Annotated in this window: 23 protein-coding genes; 13 read left to right on the forward strand and 10 right to left on the reverse strand. The window is 71.5% G+C overall.

The window, feature by feature from the left end:
• Nucleotides 1-109 precede the first annotated feature (109 nt).
• From AB0B29_RS01735 to AB0B29_RS01745, 3 genes are all read left to right on the forward strand, one after another.
• On the forward strand, nt 110-1,618 hold the full coding sequence (locus AB0B29_RS01735) for an MGH1-like glycoside hydrolase domain-containing protein (protein WP_362232563.1): 1,509 nt from the start codon (nt 110-112) through the stop codon (nt 1,616-1,618).
• Entirely contained in the window at nt 1,615-3,552 is a 1,938-nt protein-coding gene (locus AB0B29_RS01740) for an amylo-alpha-1,6-glucosidase (protein ID WP_362232566.1), read from the forward strand. Before AB0B29_RS01735 ends, AB0B29_RS01740 begins: the two co-directional genes overlap by 4 nt.
• Nucleotides 3,553-3,894: 342 nt before the next feature.
• Nucleotides 3,895-5,610 (forward strand): CDP-alcohol phosphatidyltransferase, encoded by a 1,716-nt coding sequence (locus AB0B29_RS01745; protein ID WP_436845781.1) that lies wholly within the window; start codon nt 3,895-3,897, stop codon nt 5,608-5,610.
• 55 nt (nt 5,611-5,665) lie between these two features.
• On the opposite strand, the gene dusB is transcribed toward AB0B29_RS01745, so the two are convergent.
• Nucleotides 5,666-6,799, reverse strand: coding sequence for a tRNA dihydrouridine synthase DusB (dusB, locus tag AB0B29_RS01750; protein ID WP_362232568.1), 1,134 nt, complete (start codon nt 6,797-6,799; stop codon nt 5,666-5,668).
• Between the two features lie 78 nt (nt 6,800-6,877).
• Between dusB and AB0B29_RS01755 the strand changes: the two genes are divergently transcribed.
• Nucleotides 6,878-8,323, forward strand: coding sequence for an MFS transporter (locus tag AB0B29_RS01755; protein ID WP_362232571.1), 1,446 nt, complete (start codon nt 6,878-6,880; stop codon nt 8,321-8,323).
• Between the two features lie 211 nt (nt 8,324-8,534).
• Here AB0B29_RS01755 and AB0B29_RS01760 read toward each other — a convergent pair whose 3' ends face one another.
• Nucleotides 8,535-9,455 carry a helix-turn-helix transcriptional regulator gene (locus tag AB0B29_RS01760; RefSeq protein WP_362232573.1) on the reverse strand — a complete coding sequence of 307 codons (921 nt, stop codon included), beginning with the start codon at nt 9,453-9,455 and terminating at the stop codon, nt 8,535-8,537.
• Between the two features lie 102 nt (nt 9,456-9,557).
• Between AB0B29_RS01760 and AB0B29_RS01765 the strand changes: the two genes are divergently transcribed.
• Both AB0B29_RS01765 and AB0B29_RS01770 read left to right on the forward strand, forming a co-directional pair.
• Nucleotides 9,558-11,003, forward strand: coding sequence for an MFS transporter (locus AB0B29_RS01765; RefSeq protein ID WP_362232576.1), 1,446 nt, complete (start codon nt 9,558-9,560; stop codon nt 11,001-11,003).
• A gap of 115 nt (nt 11,004-11,118) precedes the next feature.
• Nucleotides 11,119-11,325 (forward strand): hypothetical protein, encoded by a 207-nt coding sequence (locus tag AB0B29_RS01770; RefSeq protein ID WP_104780685.1) that lies wholly within the window; start codon nt 11,119-11,121, stop codon nt 11,323-11,325.
• A gap of 77 nt (nt 11,326-11,402) precedes the next feature.
• On the opposite strand, the gene AB0B29_RS01775 is transcribed toward AB0B29_RS01770, so the two are convergent.
• The 3 genes from AB0B29_RS01775 to AB0B29_RS01785 form a co-directional block, all read right to left on the reverse strand.
• Entirely contained in the window at nt 11,403-11,996 is a 594-nt protein-coding gene (locus AB0B29_RS01775) for a TetR family transcriptional regulator (RefSeq protein ID WP_362232579.1), read from the reverse strand.
• Nucleotides 11,997-12,021: 25 nt separating this feature from the next.
• Entirely contained in the window at nt 12,022-13,026 is a 1,005-nt protein-coding gene (locus AB0B29_RS01780; RefSeq protein ID WP_362232582.1) for an aldo/keto reductase, read from the reverse strand.
• A gap of 291 nt (nt 13,027-13,317) precedes the next feature.
• Nucleotides 13,318-14,700, reverse strand: a complete 1,383-nt coding sequence (locus AB0B29_RS01785; RefSeq protein ID WP_362232584.1) for a glycine--tRNA ligase — start codon at nt 14,698-14,700, stop codon at nt 13,318-13,320.
• A gap of 228 nt (nt 14,701-14,928) precedes the next feature.
• Here AB0B29_RS01785 and AB0B29_RS01790 point away from each other — a divergent pair, with 228 nt between their 5' ends.
• Genes AB0B29_RS01790 through AB0B29_RS01805 form a run of 4 tightly spaced genes read left to right on the forward strand, consistent with a single transcriptional unit; the run spans nt 14,929 to nt 18,053 of the window.
• Nucleotides 14,929-15,888: a metal ABC transporter substrate-binding protein gene (locus AB0B29_RS01790; protein ID WP_362232586.1), complete on the forward strand. Its 960-nt coding sequence runs from the start codon at nt 14,929-14,931 to the stop codon at nt 15,886-15,888.
• A 20-nt stretch (nt 15,889-15,908) separates the two neighbouring features.
• A complete protein-coding gene (locus AB0B29_RS01795; protein ID WP_362232589.1) occupies nt 15,909-16,676 on the forward strand; it encodes a metal ABC transporter ATP-binding protein in 768 nt (255 codons plus the stop codon).
• Nucleotides 16,676-17,575, forward strand: a complete 900-nt coding sequence (locus tag AB0B29_RS01800) for a metal ABC transporter permease (RefSeq protein WP_362232592.1) — start codon at nt 16,676-16,678, stop codon at nt 17,573-17,575. Before AB0B29_RS01795 ends, AB0B29_RS01800 begins: the two co-directional genes overlap by 1 nt.
• 58 nt (nt 17,576-17,633) lie before the next feature.
• A complete protein-coding gene (locus AB0B29_RS01805; RefSeq protein ID WP_362232594.1) occupies nt 17,634-18,053 on the forward strand; it encodes a Fur family transcriptional regulator in 420 nt (139 codons plus the stop codon).
• Nucleotides 18,054-18,148: 95 nt separating this feature from the next.
• Here AB0B29_RS01805 and AB0B29_RS01810 read toward each other — a convergent pair whose 3' ends face one another.
• The 5 genes from AB0B29_RS01810 to AB0B29_RS01830 form a co-directional block, all read right to left on the reverse strand.
• A complete protein-coding gene (locus AB0B29_RS01810) occupies nt 18,149-18,421 on the reverse strand; it encodes a hypothetical protein (RefSeq protein ID WP_362232597.1) in 273 nt (90 codons plus the stop codon).
• A gap of 147 nt (nt 18,422-18,568) precedes the next feature.
• On the reverse strand, nt 18,569-19,402 hold the full coding sequence (locus AB0B29_RS01815) for an isoprenyl transferase (protein ID WP_362232599.1): 834 nt from the start codon (nt 19,400-19,402) through the stop codon (nt 18,569-18,571).
• Between the two features lie 112 nt (nt 19,403-19,514).
• Nucleotides 19,515-20,261, reverse strand: a complete 747-nt coding sequence (gene recO, locus AB0B29_RS01820; RefSeq protein ID WP_003990109.1) for a DNA repair protein RecO — start codon at nt 20,259-20,261, stop codon at nt 19,515-19,517.
• Between the two features lie 26 nt (nt 20,262-20,287).
• Nucleotides 20,288-20,503, reverse strand: coding sequence for a hypothetical protein (locus tag AB0B29_RS01825; RefSeq protein WP_030836519.1), 216 nt, complete (start codon nt 20,501-20,503; stop codon nt 20,288-20,290).
• Nucleotides 20,500-20,706, reverse strand: a complete 207-nt coding sequence (locus AB0B29_RS01830) for a hypothetical protein (protein WP_362232601.1) — start codon at nt 20,704-20,706, stop codon at nt 20,500-20,502. Before AB0B29_RS01830 ends, AB0B29_RS01825 begins: the two co-directional genes overlap by 4 nt.
• A gap of 116 nt (nt 20,707-20,822) precedes the next feature.
• Between AB0B29_RS01830 and AB0B29_RS01835 the strand changes: the two genes are divergently transcribed.
• The 3 genes from AB0B29_RS01835 to AB0B29_RS01845 all read left to right on the forward strand — a co-directional run bounded on the left by AB0B29_RS01835 (nt 20,823) and on the right by AB0B29_RS01845 (nt 22,558).
• Nucleotides 20,823-21,653, forward strand: coding sequence for a helix-turn-helix domain-containing protein (locus AB0B29_RS01835; RefSeq protein ID WP_362232604.1), 831 nt, complete (start codon nt 20,823-20,825; stop codon nt 21,651-21,653).
• Nucleotides 21,635-21,868 (forward strand): DUF397 domain-containing protein, encoded by a 234-nt coding sequence (locus tag AB0B29_RS01840; RefSeq protein ID WP_362232607.1) that lies wholly within the window; start codon nt 21,635-21,637, stop codon nt 21,866-21,868. Before AB0B29_RS01835 ends, AB0B29_RS01840 begins: the two co-directional genes overlap by 19 nt.
• Nucleotides 21,869-22,105: 237 nt before the next feature.
• A complete protein-coding gene (locus AB0B29_RS01845) occupies nt 22,106-22,558 on the forward strand; it encodes a GNAT family N-acetyltransferase (RefSeq protein ID WP_362233878.1) in 453 nt (150 codons plus the stop codon).
• Nucleotides 22,559-22,568 lie beyond the last annotated feature (10 nt).

Consider the following 22,568-nt stretch of genomic DNA (forward strand, 5'->3'; position numbering starts at 1 on the left):
GTGTTTCCCAACCCTGCATTACATATTGGGTTTTGCGTGTTAAATAGACGTAACCCTACGGTAGCTCCTGCCGATCCTGGCCAGGAGTGCGTCTTTGGGAGAGCCCCGAGTGGATCGCATCGCCCAGCTCACCACGCGTCCCGCGGGACGCGAGATCGCATACGATCCGGCCGCCGCGCCGCCGTCCCTGCACGTCAGGGCCGCACAGGTCCTGGAGGGCAACTGGACCGGCCGGTCCACCGTGCCCTCGCGCGGCCTGTATCCGCACCAGTGGTCGTGGGACTCGGCGTTCATCGCGATCGGCCTCAGGCACCTCTCGCCGTTACGGGCGCAGACGGAACTGGAGACGCTGCTGGCGGCCCAGTGGGCGGACGGGCGCGTCCCGCACATCGTCTTCAACCCCTCCGTCCCCCTCGACGCGTACTTCCCGAGCCCCGACTTCTGGCGTTCGTCGACCGCCGGGCGCGCCGCCGGCGCCCCGCGCACCGTACAGACCTCCGGGATCGTGCAGCCGCCCGTCCACGCCCTGGCCGCGTGGCTCGTGCACCTCGCCGACCCCGGCCTGTCCAGGGCGCGCGGCTTCCTCACCCGGGCGTACCCCCGGCTGGCCGCCTGGCACGACTACCTCCTGGACCGCCGCGACCTCGGCGGGGCCGGGCTGGTGTCCGTCGTGCACCCCTGGGAACAGGGTATGGACAACAGCCCCTGCTGGGACCGCCCGTTGTCCCGCGTCACCCCCGCCCCGGCCCGCTCCTTCCGCCGCGCCGACCTCGACCACGGCGCCCCGCAGGACCGGCCGACGGATCTGGACTACGGGCGGTACGTGCGGCTGGCCGCCGACTACCGGGACCGCGGATACGCCGACGTCGGGACCCGCGGGACGGCCCACGGAGCCACGGCTGAGGGCTGCGGAATCGGCGGGACGGCCCACGGAGCCACGGTTGGGGACGGCGGCGGGGCAGCGGCGGGTGATTTCGCCGTCGAGGACCCGGCGTTCAACGCCCTGCTCATCGCCTCCGAGTACGCCCTGGCCCGGATCGAGCGGGAGCTGGGCGCGGCGGACCCGCCCCGGCACGGCCGCGCCGAGCGGCTGACCGCCACGCTCGTGGAGCGGCTGTTCGATCCGGCGGCGGGAATGTTCCTGTGCCGGGACGTGCGTGCCGGGGAGCTGATCCCCGAGCGGGGCGTGACCGGGCTCGTCCCCCTGCTGCTCCCCGCCCTGCCCCGCGACCTCGCGGCCACCCTGGTCCGCACGGCCTGCGGCCCGCACTTCGGCCTCGGCGGCACGACCCGCCTGGTCCCGAGCTACGACCTGCTCGGCGAGGCCTTCGACCCGCACCGCTACTGGCGCGGCCCGGCGTGGTTCAACATCAACTGGCTGCTGGAGCGCGGGCTGCGGCTGCACGGCGAGCGCGGCCGGGCCGACGCCCTGCGCAAGGGCATGCTGCACGCCGCCGACGCCTCCGGGTTCGCGGAGTACGTCGACCCGTACACGGCACAGGCCTGCGGAGCCACCGGTTTCGGCTGGACCGCCGCGCTCACGCTCGACCTGCTGCACGACCGGCCCGCACGGGGCAGGAACGGCCTCACGGCGATCAAGGGAGAGGACCCGGCATGACGGACCGGCATCATCTGCTCGTGCACGGCCGGACGTTCGCCGCCGTCGGCGACCGCGGCGACATCAGCGGCTACCGGGGCGGCGGCGCCCCGGACGGCATGTTCGTACGGGACGCCCGGCATCTGAGCCGGTGGCAGCTCACCGTCGACGGGGCGGTGCCCGACACGCTGACCCCGGTGGCCGACGGGGACACCGCGCGCTGCGTGCTCGTCCCGCGCGGCGGCCGTGACGAACCTCCCGCGTACACCCTCTTTCGCGAACAGGCAGTGGGGGACTCCTCGTTCGTGGAGTCGCTGCGCGTCACCAGCAACCGTCCGGTGCCGACGACGGTCCGCCTCGCGGTCACCGCCGACGCCGACTTCACCGACCAGTTCGAGCTGCGCTCCGACCACCGCACCTACACGAAGGCGGGCGCCGTCCGTTCCCGCCACGTGCTCGCACACGGCGTGGAGTTCGTCTACCGGCGCGGCGAATGGCGTTCCGTCACGACCGTGACGGCCGACCCCCGGCCGGACGCCGTGGAGGAGACCGGCACCGGCGCCCGCCGCCTGGCATGGACCCTGGACCTCGCACCGCACGGCACGGCCGAGCTGACCCTGCGGGTCATGGCCCGCCCGCACGGCGACCGGCGCGCCCTGCGCGTGCCCCGCTCCCCCGCCGCCGCCCAGGAGCAACTGCGCGCCCAGGAATACGAGTTCGTCCGGGACGTGGCCTTCCCGGCCGGCTGGCCCGAGCTGGCCGCCGCCTGCGCCCGGGGGCTCGCCGACCTCGCCGCCCTCCAGGTCCCGGCCACCGGCCCGGACGGCGAGGACCTGCGCGTACCCGCCGCCGGCGCCCCCTGGTTCCTGACGCTGCTGGGCCGGGACGCCCTGCTGACCTCGCTGTTCGCCCTGCCCTACCGGCCGGGTCTGGCCGCCGCCACCCTGCCCGCGCTCGCCGCGACCCAGGCCACCGGAACCGGCCCCGGCGGGATCGCCCAGCCCGGCAAGATCGTGCACGAGGTGCGGCACGGCGAACTGGCCCACTTCGGCCAGGTCCCCTACGGCCGCTACTACGGCTCGGTCGACGCCACGCCGCTCTTCCTCGTCCTGCTCGGCGCGTACACCGAGCACACCGGCGACACCGGCCCGGCCCGCCGCCTCGAACCCCACGCCCGGGCCGCGGTCACCTGGATGCTCGACCACGGCGGCCTGACCTCGCGCGGCTACCTCGTCTACCGCGCCGACCGGGGCGGCCTCGCCAACCAGAACTGGAAGGACTCCCCCGGCGCCATCTGCTCCGCCGAAGGCACCCGCCCGCACGGGCCGGTGACGGCGGCCGGCGCCCAGGGCTACGCCTACGACGCCCTGCGCCGCACGGCGGGCCTCGCCCGCACGGTGTGGCAGGACGCCACGTACGCGCACCTGCTGGAGCAGACGGCCGGCGACCTGCGCGAACGCTTCCAGCGGGATTTCTGGATGCCGGAGCACTCCTTCCCGGCCCTCGCGCTCGACGGCCGGGGCCGGCAGGTCGACGCGCTGGCCTCCGATGCCGGGCACCTGCTGTGGTCGGGGCTGCTGGACAAGGAGTACGGGGAACTGGTCGGCCGGCGGCTCCTCGAGGCGGACTTCTTCTCCGGCTGGGGCGTGCGCACCCTGGCCGCCGGGCAGCCGGCGTACCACCCGCTCTCCTACCACCGCGGCTCGGTCTGGCCGCACGACAACGCGCTGATCGCCCTGGGCCTGGCCCGCTACGGGCTGCACGACGAGGCCCGCGCGATCGCCCACGGCCTGGTCGACGCGGCGGGCGCGACCGGCCACCGGCTCCCGGAGGTCCTCGCGGGCTACGGCCGCGACACGCACCCGGAGCCGGTGCCGTACCCGCACGCGTGCGTGCGTGAATCCCGCTCGGCATCGGCCCCGTTGGCGCTGCTCACGGCGGTGGGGGTGGTCTGAGGGCCGGTTGGCCCGCTGTTTGCCGGGTGTTTGCCGAGCGCTGGCCCGGCGGGCTGAACACACCCGAGGGACGTCCCGTACGGAACGGTGGCGGACCCGTACCCCCACCCGGGTCCGCCCCTCACCGGTTCCGCACGGAAGGACCTCCGGGTGCCTGTCTTCACACGCTTCAGCGAGTCGTCGCAGCCGGGCGACGGCACACCCGAGGCCAAGGCCGAGGACGCGGCGAAGGCCGAGGGCGCGGCGGCGGGTGGCGGCCCGGCGGCAATCAGCGGCGCGGCGGAGCTTGGCGGCCCGGCGGCGGGTGGGGAGCAGGGCCAAGGCGAGCCGGAGGGCGCGGCGGTGGCCGGTCCGGCCCCGGCCACCGCACGGGCCACCCGCGGTCTCCTTCCGGGCCGCCTCCTTACCTGGCGCACCCGTCACCCCCGGGCCGCCCGCGCTCTGCGTGCGTTCACCACCGCGCTCGCCGCCGTCCTGGTCCTCGGCGCCCTGCTCCTGCCCAACACGCTCCCCGCCCTCAAGGCGGCCAGCTTCGCGCGGATCCCGGCGGAGGCGGTCCTCGGGGCCGTCGTCGTCCTGGCGCTGCCGCGTCGGCCCCGGCTGGTGGCGGCCGTGCTGTACGGGCTCGGCCTCACGGCCCTGACCACGGTGAATCTGTTCGACATGGGGTTCAACGAGTACCTCGGCCGGGGCTTCAACGCCGCGCTCGACTGGGACCTGCTGCCCGACGCGCAGGCGTACGTCGAGGACACGCTCGGCGAGGGCGTCGCGACCGCCGCCGCCGTCGGCGCGGTGCTGCTCGTGCTGCTCGTGGCGGCCGTCATGGTCGCGGCGTCGATCCGGCTCGCCGACGTGCTGGCACGCCACCGGCTGCGGGCGTCCAAGGGCGCCCTGATCGCGGGCACCGTCTGGGTCGCCTGCGCCGCGCTGGGCCTGACGCTGTTCGGCGCGCCGATCGCCTCCGAGCGCGGGGCCGGGGCCCTCAAGGTGCACGCCCAGCGCACGGTGGAGTCGCTGCGGGACGAGGCGGCGTTCGTGCGGCAGTCCAAGGCGGACACCTTCGGCAACACCCCGCCCGCTGAGCTGCTGCCCGACCTGCGCGGCAAGGACGTGATCTTCACGTTCATCGAGAGCTACGGCCGCAGTGCCGTCGAGGACCCGATCATGGCCCCCGGCGTCGACCGCACTCTGGACTCGAGCACCGAGGCCCTGAAGAAGGCCGGCTTCGACGCCCGCAGCGGCTGGCTGACCTCGGCGACGTACGGCGGCAGCAGCTGGCTCGGCCACTCCACGACCATGTCCGGCCTGTGGATCGACAACCAGCGGCGCTACCGCACGGTCAGTGCCGGCGACCACCTCACCCTCACCAAGGCTTTCCAGAAGACCGGCGCCTGGGACACGGTCGGCGTCATGCCGGGTGTGCAGAAGGGCTGGCCGGAGGAGAAGTGGTACGGCCTCGACACGCTCTACGACGCCTTCGACCTGGGCTACAAGGGGCCGAAGTTCAGCTGGTCGACGATGCCCGACCAGTACGCGCTGGAGGCGTTCCAGCGGCGGGTGCACGGGAAGAAGCGGGACAAGCCGCTGATGTCGTTCGTCATCCTGACCTCCAGCCACCAGCCCTGGGCGCCCATCCCGAAGACGGTCGGCTGGGACGAACTCGGCGACGGCTCGGTCTTCGACGCCATCCAGCAGGCGGGCAACAAGGCGTCGGACGTCATCACCGACACCACCAAGTCCCGCGAGGAGTACGGCAAGTCCATCCAGTACTCGGTGACCAGCCTCACCCAGTGGCTCCGGCGCTACGGCACCGACGACACCGTGCTGGTGTTCCTCGGCGACCACCAGCCCATCGCCCGGGTCAGCGGGAACCACGCCTCCCGGGACGTGCCGGTGTCGATCGTCGCGAAGGACCCGAAGGTCCTGGACAAGGTCGCCGACTGGCACTGGACGGAGGGCCTCAGGCCCGAACACGACGCGCCCGTGTGGAGGATGAGCTCCTTCCGCGACCGCTTCCTGAAGGCGTTCGGCTCCACCCCGCACCCGTCGAAGGGCTGATTGCGCCGCGGACCCGCGAAGGGCTGGTCAAGCCGCGCACCCGCCGAAGGGCCGATCAGCCGCCGGACGTGTCCAGCTCGGCGTCCTCGCCGACCCCTGCGCAGTCGTAGGGGTCCTTCAGCCAGCCGTCCGGCAGGACCACGCGGTTGTTGCCGGACGTACGGCCCCGGGGCCCGTCGGCGCCGGCGGGCCAGGGCTGGTCGAGGTCCAGCTCGTCCAGGCCGGAGCGCAGCTCCTCCAGGGACGAAGTGATCGCGAGACGCTTGCGCATCTCGGAGCCGACCGCGAAGCCCTTCAGATACCAGGCGACGTGCTTGCGGAAGTCGACGACGCCCTTGGTCTCGTCGCCGATCCACTCGCCGAGCAGGGTGGCGTGCCGGACCATGACGTCGGCGACCTCGCGCAGGGCGGGGCGGGCGATGTCCTCGGTGCGGCCCTCGAAGGCGGCGACGAGGTCCGCGAAGAGCCAGGGCCGCCCCAGGCAGCCGCGGCCCACGACCACACCGTCGCAGCCGGTCTCGCGCACCATCCGCAGGGCGTCCTCGGCGGACCAGATGTCGCCGTTGCCGAGCACCGGGATCTCCGGCACGTGCTCCTTCAGCCGGGCGATGGCGTCCCAGTCGGCGGTGCCGCCGTAGTGCTGCGCGGCGGTGCGGCCGTGCAGGGCGATGGCGGTGACGCCCTCCTCGACGGCGATCCGGCCGGCGTCCAGGAAGGTGATGTGGTCGTCGTCGATGCCCTTGCGCATCTTCATCGTCACGGGCAGGTCGCCCGCGCCGCTGACGGCCTCGCGCAGGATGGCCCGCAGCAGGTTCCGCTTGTACGGCAGCGCCGAGCCGCCGCCCTTGCGGGTGACCTTCGGCACGGGGCAGCCGAAGTTCAGGTCGATGTGGTCGGCGAGGTCCTCCTCCGCGATCATGCGGACGGCCTTGCCGACGGTCGCGGGGTCCACGCCGTACAGCTGGATCGAGCGCGGCGTCTCCGTCGCGTCGAAGTGGATCAGCTGCATGGTCTTCTCGTTGCGTTCGACCAGCGCCCGGGTGGTGATCATCTCGCTGACGAACAGGCCCTTGCCGCCGCTGAACTCTCTGCACAGGGTGCGGAAGGGTGCGTTGGTGATCCCGGCCATGGGGGCCAGGACGACGGGGGGCCGGACGGTGTGCGGGCCGATCTGGAGGGGCGTGGACATGCCTCCATTGTGCCGTGCAATGAGATGGCAAACTTCATTAGTTAGCCACACTATCGATGTCGGCGTACGATGGACCGCATGCCCGAGCTCAGTCACCGCCGCCGCATGCTGGTGCTCGCGATCTGCTGCATGAGCCTGCTGATCGTGAGCCTCGACAACACGGTCCTGAACGTGGCCCTGCCGTCCATGCAGCAGGACCTGCACGCCAGTACCTCGGGCCTGCAGTGGACGATCGACGCGTACACCCTGGTCCTGGCCTCGCTGCTGATGCTCGCGGGCTCCACGGCCGACCGGATCGGCCGCAAACGGGTCTTCATGGCCGGCCTGGTCGTCTTCACGATCGGCTCGGTGCTGTGCTCCCTCGCGCCGAACCTCGAGGCGCTGGTGGCGTTCCGGATGGTGCAGGCGGTGGGCGGCTCGATGCTGAACCCGGTCGCCATGTCGATCATCACCAACACCTTCACCGACCCGCGCGAGCGGGCTCGGGCCATCGGTGTGTGGGGCGCGGTCGTCGGCATTTCGATGGCCGCGGGTCCGCTGGTCGGGGGCCTCCTCGTCGACTCCGTCGGCTGGCGCTCCATCTTCTGGATCAACCTGCCGGTGGGCCTGGCGGCCCTGCTGCTCACCCTGCGCTTCGTCCCCGAGTCCCGCGCCCCCCGCGCCCGCCGCCCCGATCCCGTCGGGCAGGTGCTGGTGATCGCGCTGTTCGGCTCGCTGACGTACGCGATCATCGAGGCGCCGAGCACGCCGTTCCGGTCCATCGCGCCCCTGGCCGTCATCGCCCTGGCCGCCCTCGCCGGGCTGCTCCTGTACGAGCCGCGCCGCAAGGAACCGCTGATCGACCTGCGCTTCTTCCGCTCGGCGCCGTTCAGCGGGGCGACGGTCATCGCGATCAGCGCGTTCGCCGCGCTCGGCGGCTTCCTGTTCCTGTCGACGCTGTACCTGCAGAACGTACGCGGCCTGACCGCCCTGGAGGCGGGGCTGTGGATGCTGCCGATGGCCGTCCCCACGTTCCTGTGCGCGCCGCTGTCGGGCCGCCTGGTGGGCACACGCGGTCCCCGCGTGCCCCTGCTGATCGCGGGTTTCGCGATGACGACGAGCGGTGTCCTGTTCGCCGCGTTCGAGGCGGAAACCTCCAACGTCACGCTCTTCGCCGGCTACGTCCTCTTCGGCATCGGCTTCGGGTTCGTCAACGCGCCCATCACCAACACGGCGGTCTCCGGCATGCCCCGCGCCCAGGCGGGCGTCGCGGCGGCCGTCGCCTCCACGAGCCGCCAGCTCGGCCAGACGCTGGGAGTGGCCGTGGTGGGCGCGGTGCTCGCCTCGGGCGTCGGCGCGTCCTCGTACCGGGACACCTTCGTGTCCGCGGCCCGGCCCGGGTGGTGGATCCTCACGGTGTGCGGGTTGGCGGTGCTGGCACTGGGAGCGGTGACGAACGGGCGGTGGGCCCGGGGCACGGCCGAACGGGCCGCCGCGCGGCTGGAGTCGGCGGACGTGCGCGACGCCGCCGGGGTCCGCGTCTGAGCCGACGGCACCTGTCACGGCCGGTCGACGATCGGGTGCCCCATGAGCACGCTCACCCTCACCCGGCGCGCCCCGGCAGAACGTCGGCATCCCGCTCGTCAGACACCGCACGGAGCACGCCGGCCTGCGCATGGACGCCCTCAAGCAGTTCCACAACGGCCGGGCACGGCCACGTCGTACGGAAGACGCACGGCCGGCTGCGGACCGGCGGTCACCCGGCGGCGTGAACGGCCTGCCGGGCCAGGGCGATCGCCTGCAGCTCCGCCAGCCGCTCACGTGACTCCTCGTCCGCCGGGACGTAGGTGACGATCCGGGGGCCGGCGCCGGGCGTCAGCCACAGGTCCGTGTGGTCGACGGTGACGCGGCCCACGTGGCGGTTGCGGAACTCCTTGCGTTTGCTGCGGTGGGCGACCACCTCGTGGCGGTCCCAGGCCCTGCGGAACTCGGGGGACTCCGTGTGCAGCCGGTTGAGGAGCGTCTTCCAGGCCGGTTCGGCGAGATGGCGGGCCATGGTCGCGCGGAAGCGGGCCGCCATCAGGCGCTGGGTCTCCTCCAGGTGCACGATCGAGGACTGCCACTCGGGGTGGGTGTAGGAGAGGAGGATGCAGTTGCGGTCCTCGGGCGGGACCGCGTCCAGGTCGCACAGCAGCAGCCCGTACGTGCGGTTGTGGGCGAGGATGTCGTACCGGCTGTTCTGCAGGCACGACGGGAACGGCTCGACCTGCTCCAGCAGCGCCCGCATCGCCGGTGTGACCGAGGGGCACGTGGTCGAGGGGGTCGGATCCGCCGCCCCGGCGAGCTGGAAGAGGTGCGCGCGTTCGCTCGGGTCGAGCAGCAGCGCGCGGGCCAGCGCGTCGAGGACCTGGACGGAGACCTGGATGTCCCGGGCCTGCTCCAGCCACGTGTACCAGGTGACGCCCACCGCGGAGAGCTGGGCGACCTCCTCCCGGCGCAGTCCGGGGGTGCGGCGCCGGGCGCCCCGGGGCAGCCCCACCTGCTCGGGGGCGATCCGCTCCCGGCGGCTGCGCAGGAAGGCCGCCAGCTCGTGCCGGCGCACCTCGGCGTCACGGGGCGTGGGCGGCACCTCGGGTCCGTGGGCCGTCGCCGTCGTCTCCTGCGCCGTGGTCGTCATGCCCTCCAGCATGCCCCCGCCCGGACCCTGTTTCCAGGTGGTGCCACTACCAGGACAAGAACACTCTGGTACCAGCCTGAGGGACGTCGCAGGCTCGTGACCGTGACCACTGAATCCCTTGCCCCACGCCCCGTCCGTGCTCCCACGGCCCCCGCCCCCGACTCCGCTCCCGCACTCGGCGGCCCCGGGCTGTTCACGGTGCTGCTGGGCGCCGCCCTCCCTCTCATCGACTTCTTCATCGTCAACGTCGCCCTGCCCACCATCGGTACCGACCTCTCCGCGAGCGAGTCCGTCCTCGAACTCGTCGTCTCCGGCTACGGGGTGTCGTACGCCGTCCTGCTGGTCCTCGGAGGCAGACTCGGCGACCTGTTCGGCCGGCGGCGGCTGTTCCTCGCCGGGATGGCGGCCTTCGGTCTGACCTCGCTGGCCTGCGGACTGGCGCCCGGCGCCTGGTCGCTGGTCGCGGCCCGGGTCGCGCAGGGCGCCTCGGCCGCCGCGATGCTGCCGCAGGTCCTCGCCACCATCCAGGCGACCACGACCGGCCCGCGGCGGGCGAAGGCCATGGGCATGTACGGCGCGACCGCCGGGCTGGCGATGGTCGCCGGGCAGATCCTCGGCGGGGTCCTGGTGGCCGCCGACATCGCGGGGACCGGCTGGCGGTCGGTGTTCCTCGTCAATGTGCCGGTGGTGCTCGCCGGGCTGGTCCTGGCCGTCCGCGCCGTCCCCGAGACCAGGTCGCCGCGGCCCGAGCCGGTCGACGTCGCGGGCACGTTCCTCCTCGCGGCCTCGCTCCTGACGTTGCTCTTCCCGCTCACCGAGGGCCGGGCGGCGGGCTGGCCGCTGTGGACGTGGCTGTCGCTGGCAGCGTTCCCCTTCGCGGCGGCGGCGTTCTACGCGGTGGAGAGGCGGGCCGACCGCGAGGGCCGCACGCCGCTGGTGCCGCCGAGCCTGTTCGCGCTCACCTCGCTGCGCCGCGGACTGCTGCTGGTGCTGCCCTTCTCGATCGGTTTCAGCGGCTTCATGTTCGTGATCGCGGTGGCGCTGCAGCAGGGCGCCGGGCTGGGTCCGGTCGCCGCGGGCCTGGCGCTCGCCCCGCTGGCGGTGGTGTTCTTCGTCTTCTCGCTGCTGGGCCCGCGCCTGGTCGCCCGGTACGGCACGCGCGTGGTGACGGCCGGTGCCGTGCTCCAAGGCACGGGTCTGGCCTTGATGACGCTGGCCGCCTGGTGGTCCTGGCCGCACCTCGGCTTCGTCGAACTGCTCCCCGGCGGTGTGGTCGCCGGTGCGGGACAGGCGATGCAACTCCCCGTCATCTACCGGGTGATCCTCTCCGAGGTGCCACCCACCCGCGCCGGGGTCGGAAGCGGCGTGATGACCACCACCCAGCAGTCGGCGATGACCCTCGGTGTGGCCACGCTGGGCACGCTGTTCCTGTCCCTGGTCCCGGGGTTGGGCATGAGGGACGCCCTGATCGCGACCCTGCTGGTGCAGATCTGCGGTGTGGTGCTGACCGGCCTGCTGAGCCTGCGGCTGCCCCGCACCATCGCCTGACGTCGCTCACAGCCTGATAACCGTCTTCCGGGGAAACCCTGTTGATGCCGGTCGTGCTGCACACTCCTTGCTGCGAGCGGATCGGGACGGCGGATTTCTCGACGCGGGAGGCGTCATGGCACAGATCGACACGAGCAAGGTCAGCCGGTGGGACCAGCACGGCCGGGAACACGTGGTGCGGGTGCACCGGACGGGTGTGCAGCGCACGATCAGATGCGACACCTGCGGCTGGCACAGAGGCGCCCAGTTCCTGCCCTGGCTGAAGGCGGAGGAGCACCTGCTGGAGGCCCACCAGGCCACCGTGGACCCGACGGCGGCATAGCGGCGGGGGTCCGCTCGGGCCGCCGGCGTGCCGGGGCTCCGGGGCAGGGCCGGCTCGGGCCGCTGACGCGCCAGGGACTACGGCGCTCGCCGCAGCCCCTGCACCAGCAGGTCGACGACCGCCGCGAAGTCGGCCTCGGTGCCCGGCTCCTCCCACTCCCTCGCGTAACAGGGGTCGTGGAAGCGGCCCGTGGCCTGGAAGACCGCGCGGGCCGAGGCCTCCGGGTCGGTGGCGGCGAAGTCCCCCGTCTCGACACCGGCCTCGATGATGCGGGTCAGTTGCGTCTCCAGGTCGGTGACGTGCTCGCCCACCGCCGTGCCGTTCTCGTCGGTGAGGACCATGTACGTGGCGAACAGCTCCGGGTCCTCGCCCGCCTTGCGGCGCTTGGCGGCGAACAGCGCGGCGAGCCAGTCCCGCAGCCGGTCCTCCGGCACGCGGTCCGCGGCGACGATCCCGGACAGCTGCCCGGAGGTGCGGTCCAGCCAGCGCTTGGTGACCGCCTCGCGCAGGGCCGCCTTCGTCCGGAAGTGGCGGTAGACGCTGCCGTGACTGACACCGAGCGCGCGCGCCACGTCCACCACGGTGGCCTTGGCCGGGCCGTGCCGGCGCAGCACCTCCTCGGTGGCCTCGAGGATGCGCTCGGCGGTCAGAGTCTCGCTGGTCGGTGGCATGCCCTGACCGTACCCGGAGCCCGGCTCAGCTCTCGAGGTGTGCCATCTGGGCCGCCGGGTAGCGGTCGCCCGCTGCGGCACCGGCCGGCACGGCCTCCTCGATCGCCGCCAGGTCGGCCGGCTCCAGCGTCACGTCCAGCGCGCCCAGCGCCTCCGTGAGCCGGTCCCGGCGGCGGGCGCCCACCAGGGGCACGATGTCCTCACCGCGGGAGAGCACCCAGGCGATCGCGATCTGCGCGACGCTGACACCCTTCTGCTCGGCGATCTTCCGCAGGGCCTCGACGAGGTTCAGGTTGTGCCGGAGGTTGTCGCCCTGGAACCGCGGCGACATCGCCCGGAAGTCGCCCGCGCCGAGCTGCCGGTCCGCGGTGAAGTGGCCGGATATCAGGCCGCGGGACAGCACACCGTACGCCGTGATGCCGATCCCCAGCTCGCGGACGGTGGGCAGGATCGCGTCCTCGATGCCGCGGGATATGAGGGAGTACTCGATCTGGAGGTCGGACACGGGCGCGGTGGCCGCCGCCCGGCGGATCGTCTCGACGCCGACCTCGCTGAGGCCGATGTGCCGTACGTAGCCCTTCTCGACGAGTTCCGCTATCGCCCCGACCGTCTCCTCGATCGGTACGTCCGGGTCGAGGCGGGCGATGCGGTAGACGTCGATGTGGTCGACGCCGAGCCGCTGGAGGGAGTAGGCGGCGAAGCTCTTCACGGCGGCGGGGCGGCCGTCGTAGCCGAGCCAGCTGCCGTCCGGGCCGCGCAGCGCGCCGAACTTCACGCTGATCAGGGCCTGTTCGCGCCGGGCCGCGGGGGCGGCGCGCAGGGCCTCGCCGATCAGCATCTCGTTGTGACCCATGGCGTAGAAGTCGCCGGTGTCGAGCAGGGTGACGCCCGCTTCGAGCGCCGCATGGATCGTCGCGATGGACTCGGTCCGGTCCGCCTCGCCGTACAGGGCGGACATACCCATGCAGCCGAGGCCGAGGGCGGAGACCTGGAGGCCTGTGGTTCCGAGGGGTCGGGTGCGCATCGTCATGCCCTCCACCCTGCCATGACAGCTGACAGATTTCAATATCTGTCAGTCGATACTTGTCACCCCGGTCGGATGCGCCCCGCTCCGCCCCCCGTCCGCGGCCAGCGCGCCGTGAACGCCGGCTTCGCCCCCAGCGCCACGAAGGACCCCGCGAAGCCCCGCCGCAGCCAGGCCGTCACCCGCGGCCGGCCCACCACATGCCGGCGTACGGAGGAGAGGGACCTGACCCGTGAAACGCGGCGGTGCCGGGCCCCTCCGTGGAGGAACCCGGCACCGCGCCGCAGTGAGAGGCGATCAGCAGCCGATGAGGCGGCTCGCCAGGTAGCCCTCGATCTGGTCGAGGGAGACGCGCTCCTGCTTCATCGAGTCACGCTCACGGACGGTCACCGCGTTGTCGTCGAGCGTGTCGAAGTCGACGGTCACACAGAACGGCGTACCGATCTCGTCCTGGCGGCGGTAGCGGCGGCCGATGGCGCCGGCGTCGTCGAACTCGATGTTCCAGTTCTGCCGGAGCGCCTGGGCGAGGCCCTTGGCCTTCGGGGACAGCTCCGGGTTGCGGGACAGCGGCAGCACCGCGACCTTCACCGGGGCGAGGCGCGGGTCGAGGCGCAGCACGGTGCGCTTCTCCATCTTGCCCTTGGCGTTGGGGGCCTCGTCCTCGATGTAGGCGTCCAGGAGGAACGCCAGCATCGCGCGGCCGACACCGGCCGCGGGCTCGATGACGTAGGGGGTCCAGCGCTCGCCGGCCTCCTGGTCGAAGTAGGTGAGGTCCTGGCCGGAGGCCTTGGAGTGAGCGCCGAGGTCGTAGTCCGTGCGGTTGGCGACACCCTCGAGCTCGCCCCACTCACTGCCGCCGAAGGAGAAGCGGTACTCGATGTCGGCGGTGCGCTTGGAGTAGTGGGAGAGCTTCTCCTTCGGGTGCTCGTACCACCGCATGTTCTCCTCGCGCAGGCCGAGACCGGTGTACCAGTTCCAGCGCTGCTCCATCCAGTACTCCTGCCACTTCTCGTCCTCGCCCGGCTTGACGAAGAACTCCATCTCCATCTGCTCGAACTCGCGGGTGCGGAAGATGAAGTTGCCGGGCGTGATCTCGTTGCGGAAGGACTTGCCCATCTGGGCGATGCCGAACGGCGGCTTGCGGCGCGAGGTGGTCTGCACCTGGGAGAAGTTGGTGAAGATGCCCTGGGCGGTCTCGGGACGCAGGTAGGCGACGGAGCCGGAGTCCTGCGTGGGGCCGAGGTGGGTGGACAGCAGGCCCGAGAACTGCTTGGGCTCGGTGAACTGGCCCTTGTTGCCGCAGTTGGGGCAGTTGATGTCGGTCAGGCCGTTCTCCGGGGCGCGGCCCTTCTTCTCCTCGTAGGCCTCCTCCAGGTGGTCCGCGCGGAACCGCTTGTGGCAGGAGGTGCACTCGGTCAGCGGGTCCGTGAAGGTGGCGACGTGACCGGAGGCGACCCAGACCTCGGGGGCCAGGATCACGGACGAGTCGATGCCCACGACGTCCTCGCGCGACGTCACCATGTAGCGCCACCACTGGCGCTTGAGGTTCTCCTTGAGCTCGACACCCAGGGGGCCGTAGTCCCAAGCGGCGCGCTGACCGCCGTAGATCTCACTGCAGGGGAATACGAAGCCACGGCGCTTGCTCAGGCTGACGATGGTGTCGATCTTGTCGGCGGCCACGGTGCTCTCTTCATTACGACGACTGTTACTGGCGGGGGCGGCGCGGAAGCGGCTCGACGAGGGGTGGTGGTCGGGAGACGGGCGGGCGGAGCGAGTTGCTTCCAGCGAATGCTTCAGGTTACCGGCGGGGACGCCCCCTCAATCAAATCGCTCCCCCTTCAAGGACCTCAAGGCCCTGCTCGGACGCTTTGTTGACAACGGTTTCCATATTTGTTGAAAATGAGTGTCATGAACGTACGACGACGCCTCATACCCGCCGCCGCGGCCGCCTCTCTCGGCCTCGGCGCCCTGACCGCCTGCTCCAGCGACAGCGCGGCGACGGGCAACACGGACAAGTTCGACGTCGTCGCCTCGTTCTACCCCATGGCGTTCCTCGCCCAGCAGATCGGCGGCGACCACGCGAACGTCACCAGCCTGACCGAGCCCGGCCAGGAGCCGCACGACCTGGAGATCAGCACCAAGCAGCGCGCGCAGCTGGAGGAGGCCGACGCGGCGCTCTACCTCAAGGGCCTCCAGCCCGCCGTCGACGAGGCCGTCGGCCAGACCGGCATCAAGACCAAGATCGACGCGGCCACGCTGACCCACCTCGAGGACCACGGCACCGGCGGCCACACCCACGAGGGCGAGGAAGGCCACTCCGAGGAGCACTCCGAGGAGGACGAGCACGGCCGCGACCCGCACGTCTGGCTCGACCCGGTGAAGTACGCCGAGATCGCCCAGGGCGTCGGCAAGGCCTTCGAGAAGGCCGACCCGGACCACGCGGCCGACTACAAGAAGAACACCCAGGCCCTGGTCACGAAGCTGAACGCGCTGAACAGCGACTTCGAGAACGGCCTGAAGGACACGAAGACCAAGGTCTTCTTCACCAACCACGCCGCCTTCGGCTACCTCGCCGAGCGCTACGGCCTCACCCAGGAGGCCATCTCCGGCGTCGACCCCGACAGCGAGCCCAGCGGCGCCCGGGTCCGGGAGCTCCAGCAGGAGGCGAAGGCCGACGGCGTCACCACCGTCTTCTACGAGACACTGGTCTCCGACAAGACCGCGAAGACCCTGGCCCGCGACGCGAAGCTGAAGACGGACGTCCTCGACCCGCTCGAGGGCATCACCGACACGTCCCGCGGCGACGACTACTTCCAGGTCATGGAATCCAACCTCAAGGCCCTGCAGACGGCCCTGGGAGCCAAGTGATCGACCCATCGGAGGACGGTATGACCGAGCCCGTCGTATCCCTGCGCGGCGTCCGCGCGGACCTGGGCTCGCGCCCCGTGCTGCGCGGCATCGACCTCACCGTGCACCGCGGCGAGGTCGTCGCGCTGCTCGGCGCGAACGGCTCGGGCAAGTCCACGGCCGTGCGCAGCGTCATCGGCCAGGTACAGACCGGCGCCGGCGCCATCGAGCTGTTCGGCACGGACCGCAGGCGGTTCCGCGACTGGCACCGCGTGGGCTACGTCCCACAGCGCACCACGGCCGCCGGCGGGGTGCCCGCCACGGTGACCGAGGTGGTCTCCTCCGGCCGCCTGTCCCGGGCCCGCTTCGGCGTGCTGCGCAAGGCCGACCACGCGGCCGTACGACGCGCCCTGGACCTCGTCGGCATGGCCGACCGGGCCAAGGACCCGGTCGACGCCCTCTCCGGCGGCCAGCACCAGCGCGTCCTGATCGCCCGCGCGCTCGCCTCCGAACCCGAGCTGCTGATCATGGACGAGCCGATGGCCGGGGTCGACCTCGCCAGCCAGGAGGTCCTCGCCGACACCCTCACCGAGCAGGTCTCCCAGGGCGCGACCGTGCTGCTCGTGCTGCACGAACTGGGCCCGCTGGAGCCGCTGATCGACCGGGCGGTCGTGCTGCGCGACGGCTGCGTCGTCCACGACGGGCCGCCCCCGAAGGCCGTCGGCCAGCACGCCCTGCCCGGCCACGACCACGTACACCCGCACGCACCCGCGGGCGCCGAACCGATCCGCACGGGACTGCTGAGCTGATGGACTTCCTCGACTACGCCTTCATGCAGCGGGCCCTGCTCGCCGCCGTCCTCGTCGGCATCACCGCCCCCGCGGTGGGCATCTACCTGGTCCAGCGCCGTCAGGCCCTGATGGGCGACGGCATCGGCCACGTGGCGATGACCGGCGTCGGCCTGGGCTTCCTGCTGACCTGGTCCCCGGTGTGGATGGCGACCCTGGTCTCCGTCCTCGGCGCGGTCCTCATGGAGCTGATCCGCTGGTACGGCAAGACCCGCGGCGACATCGCCCTCGCGATGCTGTTCTACGGCGGCATGGCCGGCGGTGTGATGTTCATCAACCTCGCGCCGACGGGCTCCAACGCCAACCTGACGTCGTACCTGTTCGGCTCCCTGTCGACGGTGTCCCAGTCGGACGTCACGGCGATCTGCCTCCTGGCCGCGTTCGTCGTCCTGGTCACCCTCGGCCTGCGGCGGCAGCTGTTCGCGGTCAGCCAGGACGAGGAGTTCGCCCGGGTGACGGGGCTGCCGGTGCGCGTGCTGAACCTGCTGACGGCCGTCACCGCGGCCGTCACGGTGACGGTGGCGATGCGGGTGGTCGGGCTGCTCCTGGTCAGTGCGCTGATGGTGGTGCCCGTCGCGGCCGCCCAGCAGATCGCCCGCAGCTTCGCCGCCACGTTCGTGATCGCCGTCGCCATCGGCGTGAGCGTGACGATCGGCGGCACCGTCACCTCGTACTACCAGGACGTGCCGCCCGGCGCGACGATCGTGCTGCTGACCATCGGCGCGTTCATCGCCCTGACGGCGCTCGCGGCACCGCTGGCCCGCCGCGCCCGGGCCCGGGCGGCAGCGGACGGCGCGGCCGACCCCGGAGACTGCACGATCCCGGGCAGCCGCCGGGCGACCGACGAAGTCGGCGTCTGACCGCCGTCACCCCGGGCTGGCACAATGGCCCGGGCAAGGCAGACGTGAGGAGGCAACGGTGACGACCGCTGGACCGTCCGTGAAGGGCCGCGCCACCAAGCAGCGGGCCGCTGTGGCGGCGGCCCTGCAGGAGGTCGACGAGTTCCGCAGCGCGCAGGAACTGCACGACATGCTCAAGCACAAGGGCGACTCGGTCGGGCTCACCACGGTCTACCGCACGCTGCAGTCCCTCGCGGACGCCGGTGAGGTCGACGTCCTGCGCACGGCCGACGGCGAGTCGGTGTACCGGCGTTGCTCCACGGACGACCATCACCATCACCTCGTGTGCCGTGGCTGTGGGAAAGCCGTCGAGGTGGAGGGGCCGGCTGTGGAGAAGTGGGCCGAGTCCATCGCCGCGGAGCACGGGTATGTGAACGTGGCTCATACGGTGGAGATTTTCGGGACCTGCGCGGAGTGCGCTGCGGCGCCTGGCGGATGAGCGGGAGATCGCCGTGGGGGGTGCGTCCGGTCCCGACTGCGGGTGCGATGTGGTTGCTCGCGCAGTTCCCCGCGCCCCTTTCAGGGGCGTGACCGTCAAGCCCGGTTGAAGCAGCGCTCCAGTTCCTTGAGGTCGTAGAACTTGCTGACCTCGGCCGGCTGGATGTCGGCGGCGACGGCGAGCATGTACGCGGACAGCGTCCACTGCGCCGCGGAGACGGTCGTGTCCAGCTCGTCGGAGATCCCGGGGATGGCCAGGTTGAGCGCGAAGAAGTCCAGCTGGATGCAGAACAGGGCCAGCGAGGACGCGATGAAGATCCCAGCCCGTTGCGGGGCCCGGCGGGGTGCGCTGACGGCGGTGGAACCCATGCCACCAGCACATCGCCGCCCTGGCCCGACTGCCACCGGAAGGCCGCCCGGCCTCTGCCCGGCAGGCTGAGGCCACCGGGCCCTGCCCGCCAGGGCTGAGGCCACCGGCCCTGCCCGCCAGGGCTGAGGCCGCCGGGCCCCTGCCTGCTACGGCTGGTCGCCCTCCATGGCGAGCAGCTCCTCGTTGGGGATCGCACCGCCGAAGCGGCGGTCCCGCGAGGCGAACTCCAGGCAGGCCCGCCACAGGTCGCGCCGGTCGAAGTCCGGCCACAGCACGTCCTGGAAGACCATCTCGGCGTAGGCGCTCTGCCAGATCAGGTAGTTGGAGGTGCGCTGCTCACCGCTGGGCCGCAGGAACAGGTCCACGTCCGGCATGTCCGGGTAGTACATGTACTTCGCGAAGGTCTTCTCGTTGACCTTCGACGGGTCGAGCTTGCCGGCCTTCACATCCGCCGCCAGCGCCTGCGCCGCGTCGGCGATCTCGGCCCGCCCGCCGTAGTTCATGCAGAAGTACAGCGTGAGCTTGTCGTTGCCCTTGGTCTGCTCCTGGGCGACCTGGAGCTCCTTGGCCACCGAACGCCACAGCTTCGGCATGCGCCCGACCCAGCGCACCCGGATGCCCAGTTCGTCGAGCTGGTCCCGGGTCTTGCGGATGAAGTCCCGGTTGAAGTTCATCAGGAAGCGCACCTCGTCGGGCGAGCGCTTCCAGTTCTCGGTGGAGAAGGCGTACAGGGAGATGGCACCCACGCCCATCTCGATGGCCCCCTGGAGCACGTCCAGCACGCGCTCGGCGCCGACCTTGTGCCCCTCGGTGCGCGGCAGGCCCCGGTCCTTGGCCCAGCGCCCGTTGCCGTCCATGACGATCGCCACATGCTGCGGTACGAACTCCCCGGGAATCTTCGGGGGCCGCGCGCCGGACGGGTGCGGCTCCGGCGTCCTGTACTCCCGGCGCTGGCGCCCCAGGATCCCGCGTACGGCCATGTGTTTCTCGTCTCCTCGTGCTCGCTGTTTCTGTGCTGCTCTGCTTCTGTGCTGCTCTGGCTCGGGCTGCCCTGTTTTTGCCTCGGGCTGCCCTGTGTTTGCGCTGCTCGGGCTACTTCTCGACGTAGCGCAGGGAACGCAGCCCGCGCTCCATGTGCCAGTGCAGATACGCGGACACCAGCCCGCTGCCCTCCCGGACGTAGCGCGCCTCGCACGCGTCCGCTGTCTCCCAGTCTCCCGTCAGCAGGGCGCCGAGAAGCTCCAGTGCCTGGGGTGAGGGTACGACGCTGCCGGGGACACGGCAGTCCACGCAGACGGAACCGCCCGAGGCGACCGAGAAGAACCGGTTGGGTCCGGGCATCCCGCACTTCGCGCAGTCGGTGAAGCTCGGGGCGTACCCGTTGACGGCGAGGGAGCGCAGCAGGAACGCGTCGAGCACCAGATGGGGTGCGTGCTCCCCCCTGGCGAGGGTCCGCAGCCCGCCGACCAGCAGCAGGTACTGCTGCACGGCCGGCTCCCCTTCGTGGTCGGTGAACCGCTCGGCGGTCTCCAGCATGACGGTCCCGGCCGTGTACCGAGCGTAGTCGCTGACGATGCCGCCGCCGTACGGGGCGATGGTCTCGCTCTGTGTGCACAGCGGCAGACCGCGCCCGACCAGCTCGCTCCCCTTGGCGAAGAACTGCACGTCGACGTGGGAGAACGGTTCGAGGCGCGCACCGAACTTCGACTTCGTCCGGCGCACGCCCCGGGCCACGGCGCGTACCCGTCCGTGACCGCGCGTGAGCAGCGTGATGATCCGGTCCGCCTCACCCAGCTTCTGGGTGCGCAGCACGATGCCGTCGTCGCGGAACAGACTCATGGCGCCATTCTCGCAGGGTCACCGCCTCACGGGACCTCGCCCCTGCTGCGTGCGTTGGCGTACGCCGTCGCCGCGCGCAGCCGCTCGGCCGGGGTGGCGTGCCGGACGGCACCGGGGTCGGCGTCCCACTCCCTGCCGCCCCCGTACGGCCTCAGCTGCACGTAGGGCCCCTCATGCCCCATGACGATGCCGATGCGGCCGCTGCGGGTGTCCACGACGTAGGCGCCGACCGGTGGCTTCATCGCAGCACCGCCGCGAGCCGCCGGGCGGTCTCCACGGAACACCGGCCCAATTCCACGAGCGGACAAGGTGCTTCCCGCGCAAGACTCACCGGGTCGAGCCCCAGTGACGGCAAGGTAATTCCCGCCTCGGCGAGTTCCGCCCGCAATTCTTTCACCACGTCCTCCGCTTCTTCGACGCAGAGCGCCGAGTGTCGTGCCTTCACCGTGCTCCCCTTCCTTTCGGGATTTCACTCTTCGCGTCCCTACGGTGACGCTCCGCTTCTACACTCGGGAAGGGTCTGTGCCCTACAACTTCGGGGCAGCACAGAGGGGTTCGGTAATGGCCAACGGTTCTCGGCAGGCGGCATGGGAGTTCTTCGGCGCGGAGCTCAAGCGACGGAGGGAGGACGCGGGAATCACCCAGGTGGAGCTGGGATCGCGGGTTTTCGTCTCCGGTGGATACATCGGCCAGTTCGAACAAGCCATTCGCAAGCCACAGTTGGATGTGGCCCAGCGGATCGACGGGGTCCTGCAAACCGACGGTATTTTCGAGCGGCTGTGCAGGAAGCTGATCGACGACAGGCGGTATGCGGATTACTTCGCGGGGGTTGTGGAGCTGGAGGGGCTGGCTACGCAGATCTGTGAGTTCGAGCCGACCGTGGTGCCGGGACTCCTTCAGACGCCGGCATACGTAAGGGCACTGACTCTGGCGACGCATCCATTCGCAGCGGACGAGTTCATCGAGGACCGGGTCGCCGCCCGCGTGGAACGCGCCCACATCCTCGACGACGCTACAAGGCCGGTGTATTGGGTGATCGTGCACGAAACCGTGCTCCGGGTTCCGGTCGGCGGTCCTGACGTCACGGCTCAGACCCTGGACCACATGGCCGAGCTCGTGAGCACACGCAAGGTGGTGCTGCAGGTGTTCCCGTTCTCCGCGGGGGCTCCCGCGAACAACGGCTCGCTACGGCTCATGGACTTCGACGAAGCGCCGCCCGTCGCCTATACGGAAACGTCGTATTCGGGAACGTTGGTCGACGACCCGGCCATGGTGAAGCGGGCACAGCGCGCCTACGATCTGCTCAGGGGCGCCGCGCTGTCGCCGGAGGCGTCCCTCGCCCTGGTCCGATCGGCGGCTGAGGAATTCAGACGATGCACTCCTACGACCTGAGCGACGCCCGCTGGCGCACGAGCAGTTACAGCAACGGCGATGGCGGCAACTGCGTCGAGGTCGCCGACGGCATACCCGGGGCCGTACCCGTCAGGGACAGCAAGCTGGCCGACGGCCCCGTGGTCCTGGTCGGGGCGGACGCGTGGAGGGCGTTCCTCGGCCCGGTCGGGGCCGCCCGCTTCCCCGGCAGTGTCGTGCTTCCACGAGCCGAGTAAAGGGCGCTGCGCGTCGGCTGCGCCGATCGGCCTGCGGCCGACCCTTGACTCGGCTCGTTCCAGCACGGGAGAGAAGCGAGCGAACGGCCCGGAAGAACGGGTGGCCGGCGGCGCTGTTCCCTGGGCCCGTGCCAGGGCTGCTCGGCGATGCGCGATGATCCCACCGTGGATGCGAGCACGGAGGCGAAGAGGACCCAGCCGGGTCACCAGCACACCGGACCGGGGCCGGCATGGTCGATGCGTCCGGCACGGCCGACGGATGTCGACGCGATAGCGGAACTGCGAGCGACAGTGATGCGCCCGGACCTGGAGCGTCTGGGCCGCTACGACGAGCACCGGGCGAGGCAGCGTCTGCGGGACGGCTTCTCCCCGCAGCACACGTCGATCATCACGGCCGCCGGCTCCTTCGCGGGCAGCGTGACCCTGCGCCCGGCCGAGGACTGCAACTGGCTGGAGCACTTCTACCTCAGGCCGGACGTCCAGGGCCAAGGCCTGGGATCGGCGGTCCTCCGAACCCTCCTGGCCAGGACGGACACAGCCGCCGAACCCGTCCGCCTGAACGTCCTCCAGGGCAGCCCCGCCCGCCGTCTCTACGAACGCCACGGCTTCACGGTGGAATCCCAGGACCCGGTCGACGTCTTCATGCTGCGCCTGCCCTCGACGACTCCAACGCGCCAAAGGCCCCGGTAGGCCCAGCTGG

Source organism: Streptomyces tibetensis (genome assembly GCF_040647715.1).
GTDB classification, from domain to species: domain Bacteria; phylum Actinomycetota; class Actinomycetes; order Streptomycetales; family Streptomycetaceae; genus Streptomyces; species Streptomyces tibetensis_A.